The sequence below is a fragment of the Streptomyces xanthophaeus genome, from assembly GCF_000725805.1.
In the GTDB taxonomy this organism is placed as follows: domain Bacteria; phylum Actinomycetota; class Actinomycetes; order Streptomycetales; family Streptomycetaceae; genus Streptomyces; species Streptomyces xanthophaeus.
In genome coordinates, this window is record NZ_KL647133.1 from 259,972 (window position 1) to 276,730 (window position 16,759).

Here is a 16,759-nt window from a genome sequence, read left to right on the forward strand (position 1 = left end):
GCCCTCGGGTCTCAGGCCACCGCCGGCGCCCGTACGCCCCTGCGCGCCGCGTCGACGATGGGGGAGCCGCGGAACTCCCGGGCGAGCCCGGTCAGCGGCCTGCTGTCCAGGCGGTACGGGTCCGTCTTCCCCGCTCCGCCGCCGGGACGCGGCGCGGCGCCTGCCGTCCGGCTCTGGCAGGCCGCGGCGAGCATGGCCGCGTCCGCCACCACGGCGGCCCGTTCCCCGTCCATGCCCTGCCCGCGCGCGGCCTCGTACGCGGCCGCCCGCACGTCCGGGTCGAACCAGGGGGCGAGCGCCAGGATCCCGTCGTCGATGAGGGACTCCCGGTGGATCAGCCGGATCCCGACCGGCGACCACCAGGCCAGCGGCACGGAGCGGGCGTTGGAGGCGGTGAAGCCGCGCAGCGCCTTCGACAGCGGGGTCAGCCGCCGGTACCGGCTGTAGTCCAGCCAGGCCGTCGAGCCGCCGACCAGGGGCACGATGAAGCCCGCGCCGACCATCATGCCCGCGGCGGCCGCCATGGGCGGTGCCACGTCCGTGGACAGGTACACCCAGTCGCGGCCTGCCCAGCGGGCCGCCACCGAGGCCCACTTGGCGGCGAGGTAGCCCAGGTCCAGCACCCCGCCGACGACGATCAGGGCCAGCCCGGTCCGCAGCGGCCGCAGCGAACGGTCCGCGCGCAGCAGCCACTTCGCGCACAGGTGGGTCAGCGCCGAGGTGCCCACGGTGTGGGCCACCAGGAAGCAGACGATCATCTCGCGGATCCACGGCGTGGTGGCGTAGTACGTGTCCAGGTCCCGGAGCCGCTCCACCGGTGCGTCGCCGATCAGGAACAGGACGACGATCGCCACGGTCGCCGCACCGAACACGGCGGCCGTCAGCCGCGTGGCCCGCCGCACGGCCCCGGCCGGGCCGCCGCGCCATTGCAGGACCAGGACCACGCACGTCCCGGAGAACACGGTGGCCAGGCAGAACACCAGCGGCGCGGAGAAGTTGACCACGCCGGTGAAACGGTTGACGGCGGAGATCGTCGGCGGCGCCGCCAGGAAATTGATCGGAGCGCCCACGACGAGCAGCGCGCACGCGGCCCGGTTCAGCGGCTGGTCCCAGTCGCGGCGCAGCATGGGCGCCTTGATCAGCAGGGCCAGGACCATCAGGAATCCCGGCAGGTACAGCAGGAGCCCGCCGTTCACCGGGCCTGTCCGACGGCGTCCGCGGGGCCGACCGGGTCCACCGGGCCGGAGACCGGGCCGGAGACCGGGCCGGAGGCCGGGCCCAGTCCGGCGACGGCCCGCTCGGCGACGGAGAGCGGCGGCGCCTGGAGGGCGCCCCGCTCCGAGGCGCGCAGGACGTGCCAGACCACCGAGGGGCGCAGCCAGTGGGTGGGGGTGCTGCTCATGGTGAGGACGTTGAACAGGGCGGCGGTCAGCACCTCGTCGGTGGTGGCCCCCGTCATCAGCCGGTTGACGTACCCGTTGAGCAGGCCGGTCCCGGCCCGCGGCTTCATCCCGGTGGCCCCCGGGTACAGGATGTCCTGCGAGGTGGCCAGCTCCCACGCGGTGCTCACCTGCGGGGCGATCGCGCGCTGCGCCTCGCGGCAGAAGCCGGGGTGGGCGAGGCCCTTGGCCCGCAGCAGGGTGCGTACGGCCAGCAGGCCCTGGGCGGCGACCGTCATGCCCTGCCCGTACAGGGGGTTGAAGGTGGCGACCGAGTCGCCGACGGCGAAGAAGCCGTCGGGCAGTTCGGCCTTCTCGAAGTAGACGCGCCGGTTGGCCGTGCCCTGGGTGACGGCGACGTCCGTCAGGGGCTTCCTGCCTTCGAGGAGTTCGCCGACGATCGGGTCCCGGATGCCCTTGGCGAACGGGATGAACCGGTCGGGGTCGCCGGTCGGCTGGCCGCCCCGGGTGCCGGAGAGGGTGGCCTGCCACTGGCCGTTCTCGATGGGCACGATCGTCGCGGTCTGTCCGGGTACGGGCACCCGCGGGTCGGACTGCACGTTGATGATGGGGAAGCCCATCTCGTGCGCCCCGGGCGGGGCTTCGAAGATCCGGGTCGCGTAGACGAGGCCGGAGTCGACCTCGGCCTGGCGGATGCCGCTCACGCCCAGGGTCTGGAGCCAGGTCCGGGCGCGCGAGCCGCGTCCGCTGGCGTCGATCACGAGGTCGGCGCTGACCAGCAGGTCCTTCTCCTGCGGGGTGTCGACGCGGACGCCGGTGACCTTGGCCGCGGTGCCTTCGAGGCCCCGTACGCGGCTCTGCTGGAGCGTGGTGACCCCCTTGAGGGCGGTCACCCGGGCGCGGACGACGGAGTCGAGGAGGTCGCGGCTGCAGGAGATGTTGAACTGCTTCTCCCCGCAGCGCGGGATCCAGCCCTGCGCGGTCTTGGTGACCAGGTCGGTGGGCAGGCTGCGGCGGATGGCTCCCGCGTCCGTCCAGTCCTGGGTGATGCCGGGCAGGATCTGCTCGATGGCGCGGGCGCCGCCGGACCACAGGAGGTGGGTGTGCCGGGCCTGCGGCAGCCCGCGGCGCGGCGCCGGGCCCTCGGGCAGCGGGTCCGCGTCGATGACAGTGACCGTCGCGTGCTCGGCGAGGACGGCCGCCGCGAGGAGGCCGGCCAGACTGCCGCCGATGACGACGGCGTGGCGGGGCGGGGAAGACTGGTTCATCGTGTCGTGCTCTCTGTCAGGGCCGTGCTGAGGGCATCGGCGCGAGGGTGCGGCGGCTGGCGTGGCGCAGGTCACCGGCGTGACACGGGGCTTCCCCAGCCGAGCGAGGTCTTGATGCGCTCGATCGCCTCGGGGAACTGTTCTTCCCGGGGTGCGGGCAGGTAGGGCCGCAGGAGCTTGCCGAGGTGCAGCCCGAACATCTCGGCCCGGATCTCCGCCGGGTCCCCCTGGTCGGCCCGGGCGGCGGCCTGCCGGACCACGGCGTCCAGCCCGTTGCCCGGGTCGAGCAGTTCGGCGAGGCAGCCGTGGCGTCCCGTCAGCCGGGCGGCGACCGCCATGCCCGGCCCGAGACTGTCGCTGGTCCCCTCGTCCAGGTGCCACAGCTCGTGGCAGGCGATGACGAGCTGGTGCTCGGGACGGGTGTGCGCCTCGACGACGATCAGGTCGATGTCGTCGAGCTCCAGCCACAGGCCGCTCGCCGTGTCGGGCGGGAAGGAGGCGAAGTGGAAGTCGACTTGCCGGTCACTGCCGCGGTGGCGGGCGTAGGCGGCGCACAGCCCCCCGATGACCTCCGCGACCTCGCCCGGCGGCTCCAGGCGGATGTCCTTCAGCAGGTCGGAACCCAGCTTTCGCATGGCCCGTGTGGTCCTCATGGCGCTTTCCCCTCGGCGGTGCGGCCATCGGCCGCCGGTCCGCCCTTCGTGCCCGGTATTCCGAGCTGCCCCTCGCGCGCGAGGAGGTCGTCCAGGTGGTCGGCCAGCGATTTCCAGCCCTGCGGGGACAGCCGTCCGGCCCTGGTGACGATGCTCCGTACGTCGTGCGCCCGCATCACCGCCAGCATCGGGTTCTGCGCCTCCCGCTCGGTCGACTCCAGTTCGCGTTCGATCCCGGACAGTGCGGTGGCGATCGCCTCGGCGTCCTCGGCCATCAGGAAGCCGCCGTCGACCCCGTAGAAGCGCTGGATCCCGGCGGCCGCCGCCAGGTTCGGCAGTCCCTCGCGCTGGGCGAGACGGGTCAGGGACTGGCCGGAGGCGTCGAAGGACTTGGCGATGGCGGCCAGCGAATGGGGCTGGCCGTCCTCCCGCGGACGGGTCCGGCGCAGGTGCTCGAACCGCTGGTGCACCTGCTCCTTCAGCGGCAGCCGGGGCGGCCTGCCGTCGAGGGTCAGCCGGATGGCCTGCGGGGTCATGCCCGTGAGGTGGGAGAGGTGTTCGAGGTCGTCGCACCGCTCCGGCGCGGTGGCCGCCGCGAGGGCGAGGGCCCGTTCCACCGCGCTCTTGCTGTCGGCGAGGAGGAAACCCGCGTAGACCCCGAAGAACCGCTGGACGCCCGCCGCGTGGCCCAGCCGCGGCAGTCCGGTGCCCGCGTTGAGGGGGCCGAGGGAGGCGCCGGGTGCGTCGAAGTCGTCGGCTATGGCGGCGAGCGGCCACTCCCGGCCGTGCTTGTCGCGGCGGGTGGCCCGCAGCCGCAGGAACCGCAGGTGCACGCGCTGGTCCAGCGGCAGTTCGCCGACGGTGCCCGCCACCACCCCGGACACGCGCGCGGGTTCGACCCCGGAGAGGTGGCTGAGCCGCTCCACGGACAGCACCGCGGCCGGATCCTGGCCGCGCTGCCCGGACAGTTCCTCGATCCGACGCCAGGCCGCGGCGAGGTCGGGTCGGGCGGCGGCTCGCACCTGCGGATTCTCCGTATGTCGACAAGGCGTTCGAGTGGGGCTGGGCTGCACGAAGCGTAACCTCCCGACTCCCGCGGAACCAGGCCGCCCTCAACATTTCCTGCCGTGGGGCTCAAGAAAGGTTGGTATGCCGCTGGACAACCGACCACCGACCCCTGCCATGCGGCTCACGGCCGGTGGCGCGGTCGCCGGGGAGAGAGTTGCTCCGGCGGGGCGGTCGCTCCGTCAGTCCAGCCGCACGATCACGGCCTGCCCTTCGGCTGCCGCCGCGGTGAGGTACTCCGTGAGTCCGCAGTAGTAGTCCCTGCCCCACTCCAGGGAGGCCTCGTCCTCCCAGCCCAGGGGGTAGACGTCCGCCGCGAGCAGCTCCGCGGCGTCGACCCCCTTCAGGAGCTGGTCGTACGTCAGGCGGCCCAGCGCCCCGGCCGCGAGCCCGACGCGGTCCGCGGTCAGGTGGAGCGGCGGACCGTACCCCCAGTCGCCCGCCGCTCCGAGCGGCTCCTCCCCGTGGACCACGTCCACGGGGAAGCTCGCCCGCCGCAGGAGGAAGCGCAACAGGTCCCACGTCTTGTAGGTGGAGAAGTGCCGCGCCCCGGCGGGCGAAGCCCCGGCATCCAGCTCGGAGTCCTGCATCTCCTGGATCCACTCGCGCATCCGGTCCGGTTCCCGGACGGCACGTTCCAGCTCGGCGGGCGACACGCGGAAGTACTCACCGATCACGCTCATGGCCGGAGGGTAGGCGCCGCCACTGACAGCGACCCGAGTCGCCGGGGGGCGCTACGGGGCAGTGGCCGGCAGCGGTTCGTGGTGGTGCCAGAGCAGGTACCGGTCCTCCCGGCGCAGTTCGGCGGAGCCCCACTCGATGTGCATCACGCCGCGGTCCATGGCGCAGGCGTAGGCGACCAGGACCAGCCGGACGTCCTCGGGAAGGATCCCGAGGTCGGGATGGACCTCCGGGTCCTCCAGTTCGTCCAGGCCCAGGTCGAGCGCCTGCTGCATGGGCTCCGGGCCGTGCCGGCGGATCAGTTCCGCGCGGAAGCCCGTGGCACGGCGCAGCCGGGCGGCGGTCACCGGGACGTTCTTCTTCGCGTACCGGATCGGGTAGATCACGCGGTCCGCGAGCACCACCACGGTGCGTCCTTGCAGGCGCACCGCCGTGGCATCGCCCACGGAACCCAGTCCGGCCGCCAGTTCCTCGTACTGAGCCGCGTACAGCCCGTGCCCGTACGCCTCCAACGTCTGTGTGTGGACGCCCTCGTGACCGTTGCGCGCCCTCTCGTGGGCCCGTCGCAGGCAAGCCGGGATGATGTCCACCAATTGGTGGGCCACATCGCCGAACGTCGCACGCGCCCATGCCGTAGCCGACCCCATGGCACCGCCCTCCCCCTCGTGCGCCGCAGCGCCGAGCAGCATCAAGGAAAACCGTGCTGGCCGCACGCGCATCGCGCAAGAGGGCGCCCGGCGGCGCACAGGGGCGCACGGCGCAGGCCTGCGGGCCCCGGGAGGGCGGATCCCCCGCCCTCCCGGGAGACCGCCGGTCGGCGCGCGTTACCTCTCAGGTAATCGACCGCTCCGGACCTGCGCGGCACAGTGGTGGAAGCGGGTTCCGGGGTCGCGCACTCGGCTCCGGGGCCTGCTCCCACCAGCGCAATCGACCTCGACGGAGGCTCACCCGCCATGTCCGTGACCGTGTTCGCGACCCTTGCCCGTACCACCGCCCCGCAGATCGCGCTGCGCCGGTTCCTCGCCCTCGACGCGATCGTCACCACCGCCAACGCCCTCGCCTACGTGGCCTTCGCGGGCCCGCTCGGCGAGCTGTTCGGCGTCGGCCGTACGACCGTCCTCGTGTTCGGCGTCCTCCTCACGCTCTACGGGGCCGCCGTGGGCCTGCTGGCCTCGCGCCGGCAGCCCCCGGCCTTCCCGGTGACCTGCGTGGTCGAGGCCAACTACGCCTGGGCCGTGCTCAGCCTGGTCTCCCTCTTCGCGTGGTTCTCGCCCACCACCGCCGGGGCGGTGTGGATCGCGGCGCAGGCCCTCACCGTCGCCGCGTTCGCCGTCCTCCAGCAGCTGGCCCTGCGCTCGCGCGGCTCAGAAGCCCAGTGAGCGCAGGTACTTCGCCGTCGCCGGGTCGGCCGGGAGCATCGTCTCGATGGCCAGCTCGGCGACGGTCACGTCCATCGGCGTGTTGAAGGTGGAGATGGACGAGACGAAGGACAGCAGCTGGCCGTCGTGCTCGATCCGCAGCGGCAGGGCGATGTACGGGACCGCCTCCTCGGGTTCGGCGTCCGCAGGCCCGTCCGTCCCGGGCCGGTCCGGCACGGGGTACGCCGCCACCTCCTCGTACAGGGCGCGCAGCGGCGCCGAACGGGACAGGGCGATCTGCCGCTCCATCTGCGCCAGCAGGTGCCCGCGCCACTCCCTCAGGTTGTGGATCCGCGGGGCGAGGCCCTCGGGGTGCAGGGTGAGCCGCATGGCGTTCAGCGGCGGCTCCAGCAGGTGCCCGGGCACCCCGTCCAGCAGCATCGTGATGCCCCGGTTCGCCGCCACCACCGTGTAGGTGCCGTCCACCACCAGTGCCGGATACGGTTCGTAGCCGGTCAGCAGCCGCTCCAGGCCCTCGCGCAGCACGCCCATCGCCGGGTCGTCGAGCGGGGTGTGCGGATAGCGCGGGGCGTAACCGGCCGCCAGCAGCAGGGCGTTGCGGTCCCGGACCGGCACCTCCAGGTGGTCCGCGAGCCGCAGCACCATCTCCTCGCTCGGCCGGGACCGCCCGTTCTCCACGAAGCTGATGTGCCGGGAGGAGGAGTCGGCGCGTCCCGCCAGCTCCAGCTGGCTGATCCCGCGCCGCTCCCGCCAGTCGCGCAGCAGCGCGCCCACCTTCGCCGTCGTCATGCCCACGACGGTAGCCGCTGTCCGCGCCCAGCCGGGCGCGGCTCATCCACGCGGCTCATCCCACGCGGCTCATCCCACGTCGAACACGTTCCGCAGGCCCAGCCGGTAGCGCCACCGGTCGTGCCGCAGGGCGGCTTCCATGCCCGGCGCCCGGTAGCGCGGCGTCACGGTGCACCGCGCGGCCTGGGAGTCGTCCCGGTCCAGCAGGGCGTTGACGGCCGCGCGTGCCGAGGCGTTGGCCCCCTCCATCGTGGCCAGGTCGATGTCGACGGCCACGTAGTCCCCGCTGAGGAAGAAGTTCGGGACGCGGGTGCCCGCGCTCGGCCGGTTGTGGAGGGTGCCGGTCGGGTGGATCAGCAGCTCGTCCTCGTTGGTGGGGTGAGGGGTGCCGAGCCCGTCCACCCCCGGGTCCAGGAACCACGAGTGCAGCGCGGAATCGCTGAGCAGGGTCCGCCCGGTGTCGTTGAGGGAGGCCTTCAGCTGCGCCCACACCTCCCGCGCCACCTCGTCGCGGGTGCACTGCTTGGCCGTCTTGCCGTAGAGGATGCCCGGCTTGTCCCACTCCGAGATGTCCACCGACAGACAGTCCACCGCCGCGCCGTCCCCGTAGTGGGCGGGGAAGTCCCGGGACGGCCAGTGCTCGGCCTGCTGGATCGCCGTCAGCGACCAGGCGGAATCGATGCAGTTGAGGTGTCCGTGCACGAGCGGGGCCCGCTCGGTCAGATAGAACTGGATGCCGGTCATCCAGTCGGTCTCCAGCTTGTCGCAGCGCCCCAGCATCGGATCGGCGGCCCGCAGGGCCGCGCTCCAGGTGCGGCGTGCGTGCTCGACGGGCAGCGCCGACACGTAGTGGTCGGCGGTGACGGTCTGCCGCGTACCGGCCGGGTCCGAGGCCACGACCCCGCTCACCCGGCCGCCGCCGTACTGCACCTCGCGCACCGTCCAGCCGATCCTGAACTCCACCCCGAGGGAGCGCAGATGGGCCTCCCAGGGGTCGATCCAGGCCTCGTTGGTCGGCAGGTTCAGGATCCGGTCGGGCGGCCCGTCCGCGCCGCGCCCGAGCGCGTTGAAGACGAAGGCCTCGCCGAGGGTGCCGACCGTACGGGTGGAGGCCTCCTCGGCTTTGGTGGCCACGATGTTGCGGGTGATGCCGACGGCGAGGATGCGCTGGTACTCGGCGGACATCTGCGCGGCGCGCACGAACTCCCACCAGGGCGTGTGCTCCCACACCTCGTCGCGCCGCTCGTCGCAGCTGGTCAGGAAGACGAGCACCCGGTCGAGGAAGTACGCCGTCTCGTGCAGGGGGAGGCGGACCAGGGTCTGGAGGATGCCGCCGAGGGCGCGCCGCAGCTCGTCGGGCGTCAGGTCGGCCGCGGAGTGGCCGGGCCAGGGGATGGGTGCGCGCAGGTCCTCGCGGCCGCCGGCCCGGGCGAACATCATCTCGCGCGGGGCGACGAGGTTGTCCCACACGCCGTTCGGGTTCCCGGGGAAGGGGATGCGCCGCATGGTGTCGGGCAGGTTGTGGTAGATCCCGGGGATGAAGCGGAAGCCGTGCTCGGCGGGCAGCGGCCGGCGTCCGCCGCGGGCGCTGCCGGGCACGTCCATGCTGCGGGCCTTGCCGCCGAGCGCCCGGCGCTCGTACACGGTGACGGCGTAGCCGCGCTCCGCCAGTTCGTGAGCGGCCGTCAGGCCGGCCACCCCGCCGCCGAGTACGGCCACCCGGCGGCCGGCGGCCCGGGGCGATGCGGCCGTGGCCGCCGCGCCCGCAGGAGCTGCCGTGGCCGCTGCGGCCGTCGTCGCCCCGGCAGCCGTCAGTGCTCCGGCGCCGGCCGCCGCTCCCGCCATGAACGTACGTCTGGAACTTCCCGTGCCCGCCATCCGGTGCCCCTTCGTTACCGCTGGTAACAGTGCTGTCCGGCGCAGGAGCATAGGGGCGCCGCGCCCGGCACGGAAGGCACGGAAGTACCCGGGCGCACTATGGCGCGAAAGGGTCACACCGGCGCCCGCTGTGCGAACCTTGACTCCACGTCACGGGAAAAAGGAGCCGGTGCATGCCGAGTGAGCCGCTGTCGCAGAAGGAGATCGAGGACCGCCTGCGGGAACTCCCGGGCTGGGCCTTCGAGGACGACCGGATCTTCCGTACCTACCGGCTGGGAACGCACTTCGCCGCGAGCGCCCTGGTCGCCCACATCGCCTCCGTCCAGCAGGAGTTGAACCACCACTCCGACCTGACCCTCGGCTACGACACCGTCCGCCTGTCGGTGAACTCCCACGACGCGGGCGGCGTCGTGACCGAGACCGACTTCGCGCTCGCCGAACGGGTCGAGGCCATCGCCCCGGCCCACGGCGCGAGCTGATCCGGTGCCGCTGAGCCACCCCGCACCGAAGACCCTGCTCGACTACGACAAGGAGGCGGGGGCCTACGACGCCACCCGCGGCGGCACCCCGCGCGCCGAGGCCGCCGCCGCGGCGGTCCTCGGCCTGCTCCCGGCGCACACCCGGACCCTCCTGGACCTGGGCTGCGGCACCGGCATCGTCACCATCCGGCTGACCCGCCCCGGCCTGCGCGTCCTGGGCGCTGACGCCTCGTACGGGATGGCCGCGACCGCCTCCCGCCGCGGTGTCCCGGTGGTCCTCGCCTCCGGGACCCGGCTGCCGGTCCGCACGGGCTCCCTGGACGCGGTGAGCGCGGTCTGGCTGCTGCACCTGCTGCGGGAGCCGGGCGCCGTCGCCGCGCTGGTCGCCGAGGCCGGCCGGGTGCTGCGCCCGGGCGGGGTCCTGGTCACCACCGTGGACAAGGACGCCGCACACGACGTCGGCAGCGACATCGACGTCCTCCTCGCACCGCACCTGACGACGGCCCCGGCCGACTCCTCGGAGCAGGTCGCGCACTGCGCGGCCCGCGCGGGCCTGCGGCCCACGGGCGAGGCCCGGTTCACCGGCCACGGCCAGGGCCGCACCCCGCGCGCGGCGGCCGCCGACCTGCTGGCGGGCCGGTACGCCTCCCGGATCGGCCCGCGCGGGACCACCACGCAGGAGCTGGCGGCCCGGCTGGGCGCGCTGCCCGATCCGGACGAGCCCCGGGCGGAGCCGACGTACACCCTGCGCCGCTACACCCGGGCCTGAGGGCCCGGGCGCGGGGCGCGGGGGATGCGCCGGGCGCCCGGGGCGCCCGGCGCGCCAGGGGTCACTGGGGTTCCAGGCGCCACCACTGGGCGGGGGAGTCGGTGTCCTCGCCCTGCCGGGTGCGGCCCTGCCCGTCGGCCTCCAGCGGCAGGCCGCTGATGCACGCGATCAGCGACACCACCCCGGGGTCGTCGAGGTGCTCCTCGACGATCCACTCCTGCGCACCGAAGGCGTTCGCCCGCCACACCTGGACGCGGGCACCGCTCTCCGTCGAGGCGTTCGCCACGTCGAGCCGCCGCTCGTTGTCCTCGCTCACCACGTGGAAGATCCCGCCGCCGCTGTGCACCGGCGAGATCCGCCACCGGCGGGCCGCCTCCGGGGCGGGCGGCCCGTCGGGGCCGACCCGCACCCGGGAGGCGCCCTCCAGCTGGAGCACCAGCCCGCTCTCCACGTTCCGGATCTTGTAGAGCCCTTCGGAAAGGTTCACGCGGGCGCCGCTCACACGTCGAAGACGGCCGGGTCCGGACCGATCCGGCGGCCCGCCGAGCCCGCGCCCAGGGCGTCCAGTGCGGCGATGTCGGCGGCGTCCAGCTCGAAGCCGAAGACGTCCAGGTTCTCCCGGATCCGCTCCGGGGTCACGGACTTCGGGATCGCGACGTTCCCCAGCTGCAGGTGCCAGCGCAGCACCACCTGCGCGGCGCTGCGGCCGTGCTTGGCGGCGATCGCGGTGACGGCCGGCAGCGTCAGCAGCTCCTTGCCCTGGCCCAGCGGGGACCAGGCCTCGGTGGCGATGCCGCGCTCGGCGTGCAGGGCGCGCAGCTCGGCCTGCGGGAACAGCGGGTGCAGCTCGATCTGGTTCACGGCCGGGACCAGCGCGCTCACCCCGGCCAGCCGGTCCAGGTCCGCGGGGCGGAAGTTGGACACGCCGACGGCCTTCGCCCGGCCGCTCGCGGCGATCTCCTCGAAGGACTGCCAGATGGTGAGGAAGTCCTCGCGCATCGGGCGCGGCCAGTGGATCAGGTACAGGTCGACCTGGTCGAGGCCCAGCTTGTCCAGCGAGTCGTCGAACGCGCGCAGCACCGCGTCCCGGTCCCAGGTCTGCTTCGGGCCGTTCCACAGCTTGGTGGTGACGAACAGCTCCTCCCGGGGCAGCCCGGAGGCGGCGATGCCCTTGCCGGTGCCGCTCTCGTTGCCGTAGACGGACGCGGTGTCGATGCTGCGGTAGCCGGCCTCCAGCGCGGTCGCGACGGCACGCTCCGCCTCGGCGTCGGGGACCTGCCACACGCCGTAGCCGAGCTGGGGCATCGCGGTGCCGTTGTTGAGCTGGATGGTGGGGACCTGGTTCACGTCTGGTGCTTCCCTCGCGTCGGTGGTGAGGCGGCGTACGAGGGTCGACAACCGGCCCCCCGTGCGACGTATTCCCGCCGCCCGGGCCCGGCCCGGCACCGCGTACGGGGCCTGGCCGGGTACTCCGTACGGGGCCCGGTCCGGCACCCCGTACGGGCGCCTCACGCGGCCCCGAGGTACGCCTCCCGCACCAGCGGGTCCGCCCGGACCTCGGCCGCCGTGCCCTCGGCGAGCACCGCTCCGAGGTCCAGGACGACCACCCGGGTGCACAGGTCCATCACGAAGGCCACGTTGTGTTCCACGAGCAGCACCGCGCAGCCCTCCTCCGCAGCCAGCCGCCGGACCACCGCGGAGAGCCGTTCGCGCTCGGGAGCGGACATGCCGGAGGCCGGCTCGTCCAGCAGCAGCACCCGCGGCGGATCGGCCACCGCCCGGGCCAGCTCCACCATCCGGGCCTGCCCGACCGGCAGCCCGCCGGCGTACTCCGCCCCGAGCGCGCCGATCCCGCAGCCCGCCAGCACCCGCTCGCCCCGCTCCCGCCGGGCCCGTTCCCGGGCCCGGCGGGCCGGGAAGGCGACGAGGTCGGCGGCGAGACCGCCCCCGCCGCCCCGCCACTCCTGCGCCACCAGCACGTTGTCGGCCACGCTGAGCTGGCCGAACAACTGCTGGCGCTGGAAGGTCCGGCGCATGCCGTGCCGGGCCCGCCAGACGGGGGAGCGCCGGGTGATGTCCGTGCCGTCCAGCAGCATCCGCCCCTCGTCGGGCCGCCGGATCCCGGACAGGACGTCGAACAGGGTGGTCTTCCCGGCCCCGTTGGGCCCGATCAGCCCGCACACCTCGCCCGCCCGGATGCCGAGGTCCACCCCCGTGAGCGCGCGGACGCCGCCGAACCGCACGCTGACGCCACGGGCCTGAAGTACGTATCCGCTCATGTCGCCATCCCCAGATAGGCCTCGGTCAGCCGGTCCGCCTCCACCTCGGCCCGCGGGCCGCACCAGGAGACCCGGCCCTGGGAGAGGTAGGCGACGGTGTCGGCGATCCCGAGGATCTCCGCCGCCTTCTCCTCCACGAGCAGCAGCGCGGTCCCGGCCCCGCGGAGCTCGGTGAGCAGCGCGTACACCTCGTCCACGACGCGCGGGGCGAGCCCGAGCGAGGGCTCGTCGGCGATCAGCACCTCCGGCGGCCGCTGGAGCAGCGGGGCCAGGGCCAGCATCTGCTGCTCCCCGCCGGACAGCGCACCCGCGGGGATCCCGCGCCGCTCCGCGAGGCGGGGGAAGCGGTCGTAGACGGCGGCCCGGGCCTCGGCCCCGCCGAGGTACAGGGCCAGGTTCTCCTCGATGGTGAGCGCGGGGAAGATCCCGCGGCCCTCGGGTGCGAGCAGCACCCCGGCCCGCGACCGGCGCACGGCCCCGTCGGCCGTGGCGTCGCGCCCGCCCACGTGCACGGAGCCGCCCGACACGGGCAGCAGTCCGGCGGCCACCCGGCACGCGGTGCTCTTCCCGGCCCCGTTGGGCCCGAGCACGGCGAGGATCTCCCCCCTGCGCACGGTGAGGTCGACCCCGTGCAGCACCAGGCCCCCGTCGTACCCGGCGGTGACGCCGCGCAGCTCCAGGGCGGGCCGGTCCGCGGCCACGGCCATGCCACCGACCGGCGCGGGCCGGTCCGCGGCCACGGCCCCGCCACCGGCGGGCGGAGTACGGGGCGCGGGCACCGGGGCCGGAACCGCAGCGGGAGGCGGGGCGGGAACCGCAGCGGGAGGCGGGGCGGGAGCCCCAGCAGGAGCCTTGACCGCCACCGGGGCAGGAGCCGCGGCTGCGGCCCGTCTGCGGGCCCGCCGCACCGAGACCGCCGCGCAGTACCCGTCCGGGTCGTTGGCCAGGGCCAGTCCCGCCAGGCCGAACAGGATCACCGGCAGATGGGCCGACTCCGTCACGTAGTCCGCGAGCAGCCGCGGCGCCACGGCGAACACCAGCCCGGCCACCACCGCGTACTGCGGCCTGCGGACCCCCGCGGCCACCACGACCGCCAGCCACACCAGCCCGGTCATCGCCGTGAAATCGGTGGCCGTGATGCGGGTGTTGTACGAGGCGTACAGGACGCCCCCGAACCCGGCCAGTCCGGCCGACAGCGTGAAGAGCAGCAGCTTGGTCCGCAGGACGGAGACCCCCGAGGCCATCGCCGCCGCGGGAGCCGACCGTACGGCCAGCATCGCGCGCCCCGACGGGGAGTTGCGCAGCGCGCTCAGCCCGGCGGCGGCCAGCGCGGCCAGGACCACCAGGGCCACCCCCATCGCCCGGTCGTCGGACAGGTCCACCGGCCCGATCACCGGGCGCGGCACCGGCCAGCCCGCGTCCCCGTTGCGCAGCCACCTCAGCTGGAACAGCACCTGGTCGGCGAGGAAGGCCAGGGCCAGCGTGGCCAGCGCAAGTGACCGCCCGCCCAGGCGCAGCGCCGGCAGGGCGACGAGCGCTCCCAGTGCGGCCGCGACGAGGGTCCCGGCCGCCAGTGCCGCGACGAAGGGCCAGCCGCGGCTCATCAGCAGCCCGGCGACCAGCGCGGCGCCGGTCACGAAGGTGGCCTGGGCCAGCGAGACCATCGCCCCGAGCCCGGTCACCAGGGTGAAGGACATGAACACCAGGGCGATGGCCAGTCCTTGGGCCAGCAGTCCGCTCCAGAACGGGGTCGTCACGGTGTAGAAGGCCACGCAGAGCAGCCCCGCACCTGCTGCCCACACCCCCCAGCGCCGCCCCCAGGACGCCCCGGCCAGGTGGTCCACCGGCGGGGCGTCGGTGGCCGCGACCCCGGCGGTCCGGGCCCGCCGGGTGAGCAGGAGCAGGCCGGCGAAGAGGATCAGGAACGGCACCGCCGTGCGGAAGCCGGTGATCCGCTCGGCGAAGGAGGCGTATCCGGCCACCAGGTTCTGCAGGACGCCCAGCCCCAGCCCGCCCGCGAAGGCGAGCGGTACGGACGCGAACCGCCCGATGACCGCCGCCGTCGCGGAGACGAACAGGAACAGGGTGAAGTCGTGCGCCGACAGCCCCAGCAGCGGCGTCGCCAGCACCCCCGCCAGCCCGGCCAGCCCCGACGCGATCATCCAGGCCACCGACGACAGCCGGTCGGCGCTGATCCCGCGCAGCTCGGTCAATGACCGGTTGTCGACGGCGGCGCGCAGCCGCAGGCCCAGCCGGGTGTGCCGCATCAGCACCCACAGCGCCACCGCGACCAGCGCCGTCACCACCCAGGTGATCAGCTGGTCGGAGTCGATGCCGACGCCCTCCGTGAGCTGCCAGGACTTCGCGGGGCTGGGCCCCACCCCCGGCAGCCCGAACTGGTTCTCGGCGGGCTTGACCGGTGCGCCCGCGTCGGCCAGCAGCTCGACCACCCACAGCCCGGCGGCCGGCAGGGCCACCAGCAGCCCGATGGTCGCGACGATCTGCGCGGTCTCGCCGACCCGCGCGAGCCGCCGGAACATCAGCCGGTCCAGCCCCCAGCCCAGGGCGGGGGCCAGGACGAACACCACCAGCAGCGCCGCGGGCACCGCGGGCCAGCCGAGCCCCGAGTGCAGCTCGTAGAAGGTGAGGGCGCACAGGTAGGCGGTGGCCCCGTGCGCGAAGTTGAACAGCCCGGACGCCGAGTACGACAGCACCAGCCCGGTGGCCAGCAGTGCGTACAGGGCGCCGGAGACCAGACCGCTCAGTACGAAGACGAGCAGATCGCCCATGCCGCGTCCTCTACTTGAAGGGGATGGGCTCGTAGCACTTGAACGGGACGGAGACCTCGTACGCGCCGTTCTTCAGCTGTACGAGCGCCCCGCAGCCGAAGCTGTCCTTCTGCCCCTTGGGTTCCGCCCGGTCGCCGACGAGCGTGCCGGTGTCGGAGAAGCCCTGCGCGGCGGCCTGGAAGGACTCGACGGTCAGCTCCTTGCCCGCCTTCTGCGCGATGGACAGGAACAGGTCGGCCGACATGTACCCGGTCATCATGTGCATGTTGAGCGGTACGTCCTGGCCGCCCGCGGCCGCCTTGATGTCGGCCTTGAACTGCGCCATCTGCGGATCGGCCGACTCGAAGGGCTGGAACTGCAGCAGGACGTGCACCCCGTCGAGCGCCTGCTTGGTGGCGTCCTTGGCGAGCAGGCCCGGGTCGTAGTCGGTGGGGTCGGAGATCAGGCCCTTGTAGCCGCTGCGCTTGAGTGCGGTGAACAGACCGATGTTGTTGGGGGTCTGCATCACGGAGACCACGGCGTCCGGCGCCTTGCCGCCGTTGCTCTCCATGATCTCCTTCACGTACGCGGACCAGTCGTTGGGAACGGCCGTGCCGGGTACGGAGGCCTTGGCGTAGGAGACGGTGAACCCGGCGCTCGTGAAGCCCTGCTGGAAGGTCCGGATGCCGAACTTGCCGGCGTCGCTGTCGTTGGCGATGACCGCCACCGATTTGCCCTGGGCCCCGCCGAGGATCTGCGCGATGCCCTCGGGCCAGGTCTGGTTGAGGGTTCCGCCGGGGGTGGGCACCAGGCAGCCGTTGAACCCGTAGACGTACTTGGGCCCGCAGAAGGAGGGCAGGGTGCCCCAGCCGAAGGTGGGGACCTTCTCCTGCTCCAGGAAGTCGGCTCCGGAGAAGGTCACCGAGCTCATGGGGGACACCGCGAAGACCTTGTCCTGCTGGACGAGCTTGCGGGCTGCGGCGAGGTTCTTCGCCGGGTCCTGGCCGTCGTCCTCCGCGCCGAGGTATTCGATCTTGCGTCCGTTGACGCCGCCCTCGGCGTTGGCTCTGAGGTAGCGCGCCCTGGCCCCGAGGTCGGTGTCCTTCTTGCTGTAGCCGCTGGCGGTGGTCATCGACACGATCCCGCCGACCTTGATCGAGTCTGCGGTCACCCCGCGGGCGTTCCCGGCGGGGCCGGGCTTCGGGCCGGTGCCGCTGGAGGTGGAGGCGGAGTTGCAGGCGGAGACGAGCGCGAGGGCCGCTGCCGCGGCGGCCAGGGTGCGGATCGGTCGCAACATGTAAAGGATCCCCTCCGGTCGGAATCCCCGCATTCTGTGCGCGACCTGACGGAT

The 16,759-nt window shown here is 73.8% G+C and carries 16 protein-coding genes and 1 pseudogene; 3 read left to right on the forward strand and 14 right to left on the reverse strand.

Features of this window, described 5'->3' with window-relative positions:
* Nucleotides 1-11: 11 nt before the first annotated feature.
* The 6 genes from IO30_RS0133715 to IO30_RS0133740 form a co-directional block, all read right to left on the reverse strand.
* On the reverse strand, nucleotides 12-1,196 hold the full coding sequence (locus tag IO30_RS0133715; RefSeq protein ID WP_051902763.1) for an MAB_1171c family putative transporter: 1,185 nt from the start codon (nucleotides 1,194-1,196) through the stop codon (nucleotides 12-14).
* On the reverse strand, nucleotides 1,193-2,668 hold the full coding sequence (locus tag IO30_RS0133720) for an NAD(P)/FAD-dependent oxidoreductase (protein ID WP_107066952.1): 1,476 nt from the start codon (nucleotides 2,666-2,668) through the stop codon (nucleotides 1,193-1,195). The genes IO30_RS0133715 and IO30_RS0133720 overlap by 4 nt, the downstream gene beginning before the upstream one ends.
* 71 nt (nucleotides 2,669-2,739) lie before the next feature.
* On the reverse strand, nucleotides 2,740-3,303 hold the full coding sequence (locus IO30_RS45000; RefSeq protein ID WP_051902764.1) for a hypothetical protein: 564 nt from the start codon (nucleotides 3,301-3,303) through the stop codon (nucleotides 2,740-2,742).
* 14 nt (nucleotides 3,304-3,317) lie between these two features.
* A complete protein-coding gene (locus IO30_RS0133730) occupies nucleotides 3,318-4,343 on the reverse strand; it encodes a hypothetical protein (protein WP_031149461.1) in 1,026 nt (341 codons plus the stop codon).
* A gap of 225 nt (nucleotides 4,344-4,568) precedes the next feature.
* On the reverse strand, nucleotides 4,569-5,069 hold the full coding sequence (locus tag IO30_RS0133735) for a YfbM family protein (RefSeq protein WP_031149463.1): 501 nt from the start codon (nucleotides 5,067-5,069) through the stop codon (nucleotides 4,569-4,571).
* Nucleotides 5,070-5,120: 51 nt separating this feature from the next.
* Nucleotides 5,121-5,714 carry a hypothetical protein gene (locus IO30_RS0133740; RefSeq protein WP_031149464.1) on the reverse strand — a complete coding sequence of 198 codons (594 nt, stop codon included), beginning with the start codon at nucleotides 5,712-5,714 and terminating at the stop codon, nucleotides 5,121-5,123.
* Nucleotides 5,715-6,020: 306 nt separating this feature from the next.
* On the opposite strand from IO30_RS0133740, the gene IO30_RS0133745 reads away from it, so the two are divergent.
* Nucleotides 6,021-6,446, forward strand: coding sequence for a hypothetical protein (locus IO30_RS0133745; protein WP_031149466.1), 426 nt, complete (start codon nucleotides 6,021-6,023; stop codon nucleotides 6,444-6,446).
* On the opposite strand, the gene IO30_RS0133750 is transcribed toward IO30_RS0133745, so the two are convergent.
* Together IO30_RS0133750 and IO30_RS0133755 are read right to left on the reverse strand one after the other, a co-directional pair.
* On the reverse strand, nucleotides 6,432-7,235 hold the full coding sequence (locus IO30_RS0133750) for a helix-turn-helix domain-containing protein (protein WP_031149468.1): 804 nt from the start codon (nucleotides 7,233-7,235) through the stop codon (nucleotides 6,432-6,434). The genes IO30_RS0133745 and IO30_RS0133750 overlap by 15 nt on opposite strands.
* A gap of 69 nt (nucleotides 7,236-7,304) precedes the next feature.
* On the reverse strand, nucleotides 7,305-9,113 hold the full coding sequence (locus tag IO30_RS0133755; RefSeq protein WP_031149470.1) for a hydroxysqualene dehydroxylase: 1,809 nt from the start codon (nucleotides 9,111-9,113) through the stop codon (nucleotides 7,305-7,307).
* Nucleotides 9,114-9,286: 173 nt separating this feature from the next.
* Between IO30_RS0133755 and IO30_RS0133760 the strand changes: the two genes are divergently transcribed.
* Nucleotides 9,287-9,592, forward strand: coding sequence for a 4a-hydroxytetrahydrobiopterin dehydratase (locus tag IO30_RS0133760; protein ID WP_031149472.1), 306 nt, complete (start codon nucleotides 9,287-9,289; stop codon nucleotides 9,590-9,592).
* 34 nt (nucleotides 9,593-9,626) lie between these two features.
* Nucleotides 9,627-10,361 (forward strand): class I SAM-dependent methyltransferase, encoded by a 735-nt coding sequence (locus IO30_RS0133765; protein ID WP_031149474.1) that lies wholly within the window; start codon nucleotides 9,627-9,629, stop codon nucleotides 10,359-10,361.
* 61 nt (nucleotides 10,362-10,422) lie between these two features.
* On the opposite strand, the gene IO30_RS0133770 is transcribed toward IO30_RS0133765, so the two are convergent.
* The 6 genes and pseudogenes from IO30_RS0133770 to IO30_RS0133790 all read right to left on the reverse strand — a co-directional run bounded on the left by IO30_RS0133770 (nucleotide 10,423) and on the right by IO30_RS0133790 (nucleotide 16,705).
* On the reverse strand, nucleotides 10,423-10,848 hold the full coding sequence (locus tag IO30_RS0133770) for an RICIN domain-containing protein (protein ID WP_031149476.1): 426 nt from the start codon (nucleotides 10,846-10,848) through the stop codon (nucleotides 10,423-10,425).
* An 11-nt stretch (nucleotides 10,849-10,859) separates the two neighbouring features.
* A complete protein-coding gene (locus IO30_RS0133775) occupies nucleotides 10,860-11,708 on the reverse strand; it encodes an aldo/keto reductase (RefSeq protein ID WP_031149477.1) in 849 nt (282 codons plus the stop codon).
* 161 nt (nucleotides 11,709-11,869) lie between these two features.
* A complete protein-coding gene (locus IO30_RS48235) occupies nucleotides 11,870-12,088 on the reverse strand; it encodes an ABC transporter ATP-binding protein C-terminal domain-containing protein (RefSeq protein WP_411572688.1) in 219 nt (72 codons plus the stop codon).
* A gap of 18 nt (nucleotides 12,089-12,106) precedes the next feature.
* Nucleotides 12,107-12,640: pseudogene (locus IO30_RS0133780) on the reverse strand (ATP-binding cassette domain-containing protein); the annotation flags it as partial.
* Nucleotides 12,637-15,429 carry an ABC transporter permease subunit gene (locus IO30_RS0133785; RefSeq protein WP_031149481.1) on the reverse strand — a complete coding sequence of 931 codons (2,793 nt, stop codon included), beginning with the start codon at nucleotides 15,427-15,429 and terminating at the stop codon, nucleotides 12,637-12,639. The gene IO30_RS0133785 and the pseudogene IO30_RS0133780, both read right to left, overlap by 4 nt.
* A 10-nt stretch (nucleotides 15,430-15,439) precedes the next feature.
* Complete coding sequence (locus tag IO30_RS0133790; protein WP_031149482.1) at nucleotides 15,440-16,705, reverse strand: ABC transporter substrate-binding protein; 1,266 nt, start codon at nucleotides 16,703-16,705, stop codon at nucleotides 15,440-15,442.
* Between the last annotated feature and the right edge of the window lie 54 nt (nucleotides 16,706-16,759).

Excerpts from the sequence above, each read along its gene's own strand:
- IO30_RS0133745 (WP_031149466.1), top strand. The coding sequence starts at position 6,021 with ATGTCCGTGACCGTGTTCGCGACCCTTGCCCGTACCACCGCCCCGCAG.
- IO30_RS45000 (WP_051902764.1), bottom strand. The coding sequence starts at position 3,303 with ATGCGAAAGCTGGGTTCCGACCTGCTGAAGGACATCCGCCTGGAGCCG.
- IO30_RS0133760 (WP_031149472.1), top strand. The coding sequence starts at position 9,287 with ATGCCGAGTGAGCCGCTGTCGCAGAAGGAGATCGAGGACCGCCTGCGG.
- IO30_RS0133755 (WP_031149470.1), bottom strand. The coding sequence starts at position 9,113 with ATGGCGGGCACGGGAAGTTCCAGACGTACGTTCATGGCGGGAGCGGCG.
- IO30_RS0133735 (WP_031149463.1), bottom strand. The coding sequence starts at position 5,069 with ATGAGCGTGATCGGTGAGTACTTCCGCGTGTCGCCCGCCGAGCTGGAA.
- IO30_RS48235 (WP_411572688.1), bottom strand. The coding sequence starts at position 12,088 with ATGTCCGCTCCCGAGCGCGAACGGCTCTCCGCGGTGGTCCGGCGGCTG.
- IO30_RS0133740 (WP_031149464.1), bottom strand. The coding sequence starts at position 5,714 with ATGGGGTCGGCTACGGCATGGGCGCGTGCGACGTTCGGCGATGTGGCC.
- IO30_RS0133750 (WP_031149468.1), bottom strand. The coding sequence starts at position 7,235 with ATGACGACGGCGAAGGTGGGCGCGCTGCTGCGCGACTGGCGGGAGCGG.
- IO30_RS0133785 (WP_031149481.1), bottom strand. The coding sequence starts at position 15,429 with ATGGGCGATCTGCTCGTCTTCGTACTGAGCGGTCTGGTCTCCGGCGCC.
- IO30_RS0133790 (WP_031149482.1), bottom strand. The coding sequence starts at position 16,705 with ATGTTGCGACCGATCCGCACCCTGGCCGCCGCGGCAGCGGCCCTCGCG.
- IO30_RS0133720 (WP_107066952.1), bottom strand. The coding sequence starts at position 2,668 with ATGAACCAGTCTTCCCCGCCCCGCCACGCCGTCGTCATCGGCGGCAGT.